Here is an 8,874-nt window from a genome sequence, read left to right as displayed (position 1 = left end):
GCCGTACAAGAACATCGCCAACGACATCGCGATCGATCCCAAGGACCCGTCGAAGGTGATCCTGGCCGTCGGCTGGCGCGGTGGCGACACGTACAACGGCTTCTACAGCAAGGCCGCGGACGGCAGTTGGCAGCGCGTCGCATCGCTGGGCGACCTGCCGACGGACGCGGCGAACGTCGGCAACGTGACCTTCGCCCGCTCGGCGGACGGTTCGCGCTACTACGCGATCGACCAGTCGCCGGACCTCACCGTGCACAACCCGGACTCGGGGCTGAAGGGGATCTACGTCTCCAAGTCCGGCTCCCCGTTCGGTCCTTGGGCGCTGATCGCGGACAAGGACAAGATCAAGAACTCGGGCTCCGCACTGCAGGGCGCCGGCTACCAGCCCGGGATCCAGTCCTGGTACAACCAGTTCCTCCAGGTGGACCCGGCCGACCCCGACCACGTCTACGCCGGCCTGGAGGAGGTGCTGGAGACCAAGAACGGCGGCGCCTCCTGGATCGTCCCGGGCCCCTACTGGAACTTCCCGTTCCCCTGCTGGAGCATCGACCCGACGAAGCAGACGGGCGACTGCTCGCCGACCACGCACTCCGACCAGCACGCCGTCGCCATCGGCACCTACCACGGCAAGACGAGCGTGTACGTCGGCAACGACGGCGGCATCTACACCCGCCCGGTCAACGGTGCCGTCGACTCCGGCGGGCACGCCAAGGACTGGAAGTCGCTGGCCGACGGCACCATCGACACCCTGCAGTACTACTCGGTGGGCGTCGGCAAGGACCTGTCCGACCGCTCCGGGCGGGGCGTCAGCGTCAGCGGCGGCCTCCAGGACAACGGCGAGTCGATCCTGCGCGCGCACGACCGCGTCATGGGCTCCAACTTCGGCGGCGACGGCGGAGACACGCTCGTCGACCCGAACAACGGGTGCAACATCGCCCAGGAATACGTCTACATGGACGTGTGGGTCACCCAGAACTGCGCCGTCAACGACGGCTCCGGCAACGCCGACCCCAGCAAGGCCACCTCCTACGAGGTCGCCCCGCCCGACAAGGCCACCAGCTCCGCCCGCTTCATCGCGCCGCTCGCCGCCGACCCCAGGGACGTCAACACCTGGATCGCCGGCGGCCAGCACGTCTGGGTGCAGCACAAGGGCTACGCGATCCGCAGCGGCGGCGAGTGGACCGCCGCCTACGACCTCGGCGCCGGCCACTTCGCCACCGCCGTCGCGACCGTCCACGGCACCGTGTACGCGGGCTGGTGCGGCCCCTGCAACAACCAGGGCTTCACCCGCGGCATCGCGGTCGGCAACACGGACGGCACGGGTTGGCACCAGCTCAACCTGCCCGTGGACGGGACGGTGCCCAACCGGTACATCTCGTCGTTCGCGGTCGACGAGAACAACGCGCAGCACGTCTTCGTCGCCATGAACGGCTTCTCGCGGTCCTGGACCGAGGGACCGGGCGCGGGCGTCGGGCACGTCTTCGAGTCCCGCGACGGCGGCGCCACCTGGACCGACATCTCGGCCAACCTGCCCGACGTCCCCGCCGACTCGGTGAGGATCCTGCCGGACGGCGGACTCGCCCTCGGGACCGACCTCGCGGCCTTCTACCGGGCGCCGGGCGCCACGGAGTGGATGGTCCTCGGCCGCAACCTGCCGACGACGTCCGTCCAGCAGCTGAAGACCGGCCCGGACGGCAAGCTGTACGCGGCCACCTTCGGGCGCGGCATCTGGGCCGTCGACCTGCGGCGCTTCGACCACGGCGACTACGGCGACGTGGACGGGGACCAGCAGGGCTGAGCCCTGCCTCTTCCCGGTGCCCGGCCCGCTGACGGTGAGCGGGCCGGGCACCGGCGCTGCGGGAACCGGTCCGGCGGCCGCACCGTCCAAGCGGCGACCCCCGACGATCAGGAGACCCGACCCGTGAAGCGCCCCGCCGCCGCCATCGCCGCCGGTACCGTCCTCCTCGCACTGGCCACCGCCGCGTGCACCTCGACGGCTGCGCCGGCTCCCACCCCCGCGGTGACGAGCGCGCCGTCCAGCCCGTCCGTCACTCCGACTCCCAGCGCGACGCCGACCGCCCCGAGCACGGCGGTGACCACACCGCCACCCATGAACCCGACCCCAGCGCCGACCTTCTCCCTCGGCCCCGACAACCCGACCGACCTCCCGCACCGCCCGGTCCCGGCGGGGTAGCGCGAAGCACGGCGGGCGCACGGTCACCGGCGACCCCGGCGGACGGCCTTGGTCACGGCTGGAGGAGCCTTCGGGGGCCAGCGGTGGCCGGCGAAGCGGGTGAGGGCGGCTTCGAGGTCGAGGGGGAGGGTGCTTTCGTGGTCGAGGTACCAGACCTCGACCCAGCCGTCGCAGGTCCTCGTGGCTTGGGGGACGTCCCGGGAGTTCCTCGGCTTCGCCTCCAGGACGTACTCGGGCCGCCGGCCGGGGATCTCGTGCGGATGGACCCGCACCGCCGTCACCTCGTCCCAGCGGAGTCGCACCCTGCGGCGCTTGCCGAGCGCGATGCCCTCGGCGTCGACCCGGAGTTCGCTGCCCACGGCCCAGAAGAGCAGCGAGCCGATGAGCAGGACCCCGGCGAGTTCGGGGAGGAGCAGGCCTCCGGTGATCACCCGGTCCCACACCGTGTGCAAAGCGGCCCGGTAGCCGTCGCCGAACACGAACGGTGGAACCACGAGGACCAGTGCGATGTTGGGCGCCATCATGGCGGCCATGCCCCGCCTGAGCGCACGGCCTTGGGAGCCGGTGCTGCGAACGAGGACGGGGGCTGGTGGCTCGGTACCGGGGTCGGCCTGCTCGGGGCCCGCTCCGGCGAGTCGCCCGCGCAACTCGGCATGCCGGTACTGATAGATCCCGCCCGTTCGGCGCAGCATGCCCAGTCGGCGCGCGTCCTCCAGGAACGTCATCGCGTCCCACGGCAGACACCCGCGAACCGCCAGTTCGAACCGGGTGGCGGCCCAGCGCCCCCATCGGCTCATGGCCAGGCATGCCAGGGCCGAACAGGCGAAGGAGGCGAGGAACATTCCGAGGGAGAGCAGCGGACGGGAGGACGCCGCGAAGGCTCCGGCGGCGGCGGATCCGACGAACCCCGCCTCGGTGATGGCGATCCGCCGTTCGTTCTTCAGCAGCGCTCGGGGCCTCGTGGCCGTCTCGTACTCCACCGGCCGCGTGAGGACCACGCTCGAGAAAGCGAGCGGGAGAAGGACGACAATCGTCGCGAGGCGGTTGGTCGGAGCGACCAGTTCCGCCAGGACCGGGGCTACGGTGAGGGTAGCCATGACGGCCTGTCTCCGGGGGCCGGCCAGCCGCCGGGGACGGGCCTCGATGCCCGCGAAGAATTGCCGGGCGCCGGCCCGTGTGGTGACGGTGAGCACGGCGGCCGCCAGGGCGACGGAGGTGATCGTCCGCACGGTGGTCGTGAACGGGGTCTCCGGCGCGAAGTGCCGGACGAGGGAGAAGAGCGCGGTTTCCCCGTAGCTCATCGCGGAGCCGAACAGGGTGACCGCCACCATCACGACACCGCCCCAGACGAGCGGGTCGGTGAGCACGGCCCGTAGCTGCCACCAGGCGATGTCCTGCGTCCGGCCGCGGACCGACTGGCGTGCCAGGAAGCGGTGGTGGGTCCGGGCGCGTTCGACCTCGTACCTGCGGACCGGATGGGGGACGGAGGCGGGCGCCGGCCCCTGGGTGTAGAGGGCCGGGAGTAGCTCGTCGAGGAGGTGCCTCTCGACGTCCTCGCGCTGCCCGGCGTGGTCGAGGAGTTCGCGCGGATCGCGGCTCCCGTCGGCGTACACCTTCGTGGCCAGCCACACCATCAGGGGTGACGAGAGGGCTGTCGCCACGGGGCCGTTGGGATCCTTGAAAAGCTCGGCCCAGAGGGGGCGTTGGGTGTCCGCGCACTTGTCGGCGAGGTAGTCCCGCGCGGCTTCCGGCGTCATCGGGTGGGCGCGGATCACCGGGAGGTTCCGCAGCTCGGAGCCCGTGGAAGAGACGGCGTTGAAGGCCTCCGGCCGAGACAGCAGGACGAGGGGCGCGTCGACGCTCGCGCGCCAGCGGTCGATCGCGATCAGCGTCTCGGTCCGGGGGAGGGGCATCAGCTCGTCGAGGCCGTCCAGGACGGGGACGATCCTCCCCTCGTCCACCAGTTGCCTCGCCCGGCTCTCCCCGGGCCGGGCGGAGAGTTCCCCGTAGTCCTCCCGGATGCGTCTGATGACCCAGTCGTCGAGGCTCTCCTTCTGCCCGGGGACCCAGTCGGAGAGGGAGAGGAGCACGGGCACGGGCTCGCCGGGCTTGCGCTTCCTGAGGAGCGCGAGCACCAGCAGCACCGCGAGGGACGACTTCCCTGCCCCGCCGGGGCCGGTGACGATCAGGCGGATGGGCTTCAACGAGCAGATCCCGGTGAGGACTTCGTCCAGGGACGCCCGGCCGCCGAGGGAGCCGAGCTGCCGCGCGTCCCATCGGACGGGCATCGGCACCGCGCCGGTCAGGCCGCGCACGTTGGCCTCGTCCTCCCACTGCCTGCGGACCAGCGCTGCCAGTTGGTCCTCGGCGGGCCGTTCGGGGACGGGCAAGGACACGTTGACGGTCTTGCCCTGGATCACGTTCCCCGTGACGGGTCCAGTGACGGTGTTCTGCACCGAGTCGGTCACGCGGACATGATGGCAGCGGAGCCAGGTCGGTGACTCGGGTATCGGAGCACTCGTCTAGCGCGTGGTGAGGCCCTTCCAGCGGTGGCCGGCGAAGTGGACGAGGGCTGCTTCGAGGTCGAGGGGGAGGGTGTTGGTCGGGCCGAGGTCCCAGATGCGGGCCCAGCCCTGCGAGTCCGTGACGGCCTTCGGGATGATCAGGCCCTCCTTGGGCTTCAGGGCGACGTGGTACTGCGTCGGCAGGACCTCGCTGTCGGTCCCGTGGACCTCCACCTTCGTCACGTCCTCCCAGAGCAGTCGCAGTTTGCGGCCCCTGTTGATCTCGACCGCCTCAGCGTCGATCCGCAGCCTCGTGGCCACGGCCCACAGGGCGACCGCCATCAGGACGAGCGTGACCGTCACCCCCACGAACTGGGGCTGGTGCCTGCGGAACAGGTCCCAGCTCCGCTGCCAGTCGGCGCGGGGGCCGTCGTGCGCAGTGAGCGGAGAGGCGACCGCGAGGTACGCGAGGACGGGCATTGCGAGGTCGAGGGCGAGGAACCACACGGTGCGGATGGTGTGGGCGCTGCTGCGCATGAGAACGGTGCGAGGTGTCCACGCCTCGGTGGCGGACCGGTCGGCGTCCGCTCCGGCAAGGCGCCAGCGCAGTTCGGCGTGCCGGTACTGGTGGACGCCGCCGACCTGGCGCAGCAGGCCCAGTCGGTGCGCGTCCTCCAGGAAGCCCATCACGTCCCACGGAAGGCGCCCGGACAGCCACAGTTCGATCCGCGTGGCGCTCCAGCGCCCCCATCGGCTCATGGCGACGAGGGCCACGGCCGAGCAGGACCAGGCAGCGAGGAAGGACAGCACCGGGACGAGGGGTCGGTCGTGGGCCTGGGAGAAGACCGCCATGGAGAGTCCGGCGATGGCGGGTGCGACGACTGCCGCCTCGATCAGGGCGATCCGCCGTTCGTCGGCGAGCAGCAACCTGGGCTTCGTGGCCGTGGCGTACTCGGCCCGCCGCGTCAGGACGAGGCCCGACAGCGTGGGCAGGACGACGGTGGGTACGACCGCGGGGACGCAGCCCGGAAAGACCGCTGCCGCACCGATGAGGCCTGCGGCGAGCAGAGCCGTGATGATCTGGATCCTTGGTGTGGCCGGCCGGCGCGGGCGGCCGTCGAGGCCGGGGAACAGGTGCCGGGCAGTGGTGCGTCCGAGGACCGTGGAGATGGTGGCCAACTCGGCCACGAGATCGATCGCTTCGGTGGTGGTGCCGGGCCACAGGAGTCGGTCGAGGGAGAGGAACGCCAGCACGGACACGAGGACCACCCCGCCCCACGCGAGGGGGAGCGTGGCCACGCCGCGCAGCTGCCACCAGGCGATGTCCTGGGTCCGTCGGCGGATCAACTGCCGGGCCAGGAAACGGTGGTACGTCCGTGCCGCCTTCACGCTGCACCGCCGGACGGGCTTGATTTTGGAGGCGGGTGCCGGGGCCCGCGAGTATACGGCGGGGAGTAGTTCGTCGAGGAGATGGCCTTCGACGTCCGCGCATGTCGGAAACCTCGCGGAGTCGAGGAGTTCGCGAGGATCTCGGGCTCCGCTCGCGTAGATCTTCGTGGCGAGCCAGAGCATCAGGGGCGAGGAGAACGCCGCTGCGACGGGCCCGCCAGGACTTCCTGCGATCTGCTCGAAGACTTCCTTCCACTGGGGGAGTTGCCCCTCACTGCACTTCCCGGTGAGGTAGTGCTGTCCGGCCTCCGGGGACATTGGACAGGCCCGGATCACCGGGATGTGCCGGAGCTCGGAGTTCGAGGGAAGGGCCTCGGTCGCTTCCGGCCGCGACAGCAGGACCAATGGCACCTCGGTGTTCGCGCGCCAGCCGTCGATTCCGAGGACGACCTCCTGGCCGGAGAGGGACATGAGCTCGTCGAGGCCGTCCAGCACGGGGATGATCTTTTCGTCGTCCACCAGCGACTGCACTCGGCTGTCCCCCGCAGGGGTGGCGAGCTCTCCGTAGTCCTCCCTGATGCGCCTGGTCACCCAATCGTCCAGGCTCTCATTTTGCCCAGGGACCCAGCTGGACAGGGACAGCAGGACGGGAACGGGTCCGCCAGGCTTCCGCCGCTCCAGGAGCTCGCGGACCAGAAGCACCGCCAACGACGACTTCCCGGCTCCGCCCGGTCCTGTGACGATCAGCCGGATCGGCTCCAGCGAGCAGATCGACGCGAGAACATCGTCGAGCGCTGATCGGTCACTGGCTGCGCCGAGTTCGCGTGCATCCCATTGGACGGGCATCTGCACAGTGCCGGTCAGGCCGCGGGCGTTGGCCTCGTCGTTCCACTGCTTGCGCACCGCCTTGGCGAGTAGGTCCTCGGCAGGCTGGTCGGGTTCGGGTGGTGTCAGGTTGAGGATTCCCGTCTGGATGACGTTTCCCGTGACGTGTCCGGAGACGGAGTTGTGGACTGAGTCGGTCACGCCGCCATCATGGCAGCGTGACCTGACGGGCCGTGCTCAATCCGCGCTGAGGGCTTGAGGATCAGGCGGATCGGGTTGCCCGCCTTCTGTTCCAGGGCCTCGACGACCTTCGGCGCTGGTGGGCCTGGTCAAAGGGCTCGTGGTCCAGGGCGCCACCGCCCCGGACGCGTTCGACGTGACGGCCGCGACGGCGGAGGCCGAGCGCTGGATCCGGCTGGCGCTGGCCGTGGCCTGAGCCCGGCCGCGCGGCCACGCACGCGCTGCGCGGCCGAACGGGCATCGCGCGGCTTCACGGGCGGAGCGTGAGGCCGTCCAGTATGAGGTCGAGCAGGCGCTCGGCCTGCGGCCGGTGATCGGCGCCCGCCGACGTGAGGGCGATGCCTTCGAGGGCGGCGAAGAGGTCGGTGGGGCGGACATCGGTGCGGATCGCCCCGGCGGCCGTGCAGGCGTCCATGAGCGCGGTGATGGCGGCCTGGATCATCTCCCGGCTGTGCCCGTACGGACTGTTCCCCGTCGCGGCGATCGCGCGCAGGGCGTCGATCATGCCGTACTTGGCGGTGACGTAGTCCAGGAAGAGGCGCGTCCACGCCCGCAGGGCCTCGAGGGGCGGCTCCTGGGCGAGCAGGGCGGGCGCCGCCCCGCAGAGGTGGGCCACCTCGTTGCGGTAGACCGCTTCGACCAGGGCCTCGCGGGTGGGGAAGTTGCGGTAGAGCGTCGCGCTGCCGACGCCGGCCTCCTTGGCGATGCGCTCCAGGTGCGCGTCCAGTCCCTCCGCCGTGAAGACGCGCACGGCGGCCGTGAGGATCTTCTCCCTGTTGCGCTGCGCGTCGGCCCGCAGCGGTCGTGGCGCCAGGTCGCTCATCGGTGGTGCCGTCCCTTCCCGGAAGTCTCCCTGCAGCCTATCGACTTGCCAAGCGGAGGTGACCCCACTTAGCGTGAGCCAAGTGGGGGCACCTCCGCTTTCACTGTGGGTCACCGGGGTGATCCGCGCGTATCCCCGGAAGGGAGCCGGTCATGCCGGGTATCGAGGGCAAGGTCATCGCGATCACGGGCGCCAGCAGCGGCATCGGAGAGGCGACGGCGGTGTACCTCGCCGGGAAGGGGGCCCGGCTCGTGCTCGGGGCCCGGCGCGAGGACCGGCTGGCCGCCGTCGTGGACGGCATCACGACGAAGGGCGGCACAGCCGTCGGGGTCCTCGTCGACGTCACGCGCCGTGCGGACCTCCGGCGGCTGACCGACACCGCCGTCGAGCGCTACGGCCGGCTCGACGTCCTCGTGTCCAACGCGGGCACGATGGCCGTCTCGCCGTTCGACGACCTGCGCCAGGACGACTGGGACGCGATGGTCGCCACGCACATCACCGGCCTGCTCAACGGCATCGGGGCGGCGCTGCCCGTCTTCCGCCGCCAGCGCTCCGGCCAGTTCGTCAACGTGGCCTCCACCGCCGCCTACGTCGTCAAGTCGCCCCAGGGGGTCTACGCGGCGACCAAGACGGCGGTGAAGGTGCTCACCGAGGGCTTGCGCCAGGAGTCGGGGCCCGATCTGCGCGTCACTCTCGTGTCGCCCGGTTTCACCGACACCGAGGGGGTCGGCAAGGGCGCCAGCCCCGAGGCGGCCGCGGTGATGGTCCGGCAGCGCGACGAGATCGCCATGCCGCCGTCGGCGGTCGCCGCCGCCATCGGGTTCGCGATCGAGCAGCCGGAGGGCGTCGACATCAGCGAGATCGTCGTCCGGCCCACCGCGCAGGCCTGAGCGCGGCGA

General features: G+C 71.1%; 5 protein-coding genes and 1 pseudogene. 3 read left to right on the top strand and 3 right to left on the bottom strand.

From position 1 onward, the window contains the following. Both PUR71_RS08705 and PUR71_RS08700 read left to right on the top strand, forming a co-directional pair. Positions 1-1,798: pseudogene (locus PUR71_RS08705) on the top strand (glycosyl hydrolase); the annotation flags it as partial. Between the two features lie 123 nt (positions 1,799-1,921). After that, entirely contained in the window at positions 1,922-2,194 is a 273-nt protein-coding gene (locus tag PUR71_RS08700; protein WP_329925801.1) for a hypothetical protein, read from the top strand. A gap of 23 nt (positions 2,195-2,217) precedes the next feature. On the opposite strand, the gene PUR71_RS08695 is transcribed toward PUR71_RS08700, so the two are convergent. The 3 genes from PUR71_RS08695 to PUR71_RS08685 all read right to left on the bottom strand — a co-directional run bounded on the left by PUR71_RS08695 (position 2,218) and on the right by PUR71_RS08685 (position 7,975). Beyond that, positions 2,218-4,662: a hypothetical protein gene (locus PUR71_RS08695; protein WP_329925800.1), complete on the bottom strand. Its 2,445-nt coding sequence runs from the start codon at positions 4,660-4,662 to the stop codon at positions 2,218-2,220. A 54-nt stretch (positions 4,663-4,716) separates the two neighbouring features. Next, entirely contained in the window at positions 4,717-7,113 is a 2,397-nt protein-coding gene (locus tag PUR71_RS08690) for a hypothetical protein (RefSeq protein ID WP_329925799.1), read from the bottom strand. A gap of 289 nt (positions 7,114-7,402) precedes the next feature. Continuing rightward, a complete protein-coding gene (locus PUR71_RS08685; protein WP_329925798.1) occupies positions 7,403-7,975 on the bottom strand; it encodes a TetR/AcrR family transcriptional regulator in 573 nt (190 codons plus the stop codon). Between the two features lie 152 nt (positions 7,976-8,127). Here PUR71_RS08685 and PUR71_RS08680 point away from each other — a divergent pair, with 152 nt between their 5' ends. Beyond that, entirely contained in the window at positions 8,128-8,865 is a 738-nt protein-coding gene (locus PUR71_RS08680; RefSeq protein ID WP_329925797.1) for an SDR family oxidoreductase, read from the top strand. The last annotated feature ends 9 nt before the right edge of the window (positions 8,866-8,874 follow it).

The organism is Streptomyces sp. SP17BM10 (assembly GCF_036322405.1).
Taxonomy (GTDB): Bacteria; Actinomycetota; Actinomycetes; order Streptomycetales; family Streptomycetaceae; genus Kitasatospora.
This window is presented reverse-complemented; position numbering and strand designations above follow the sequence as displayed.

What these genes read in the sequence shown, in the direction of transcription:
- PUR71_RS08685 (WP_329925798.1), bottom strand. Translation starts at nt 7,975, where the DNA reads ATGAGCGACCTGGCGCCACGACCGCTGCGGGCCGACGCGCAGCGCAAC.
- PUR71_RS08680 (WP_329925797.1), top strand. Translation starts at nt 8,128, where the DNA reads ATGCCGGGTATCGAGGGCAAGGTCATCGCGATCACGGGCGCCAGCAGC.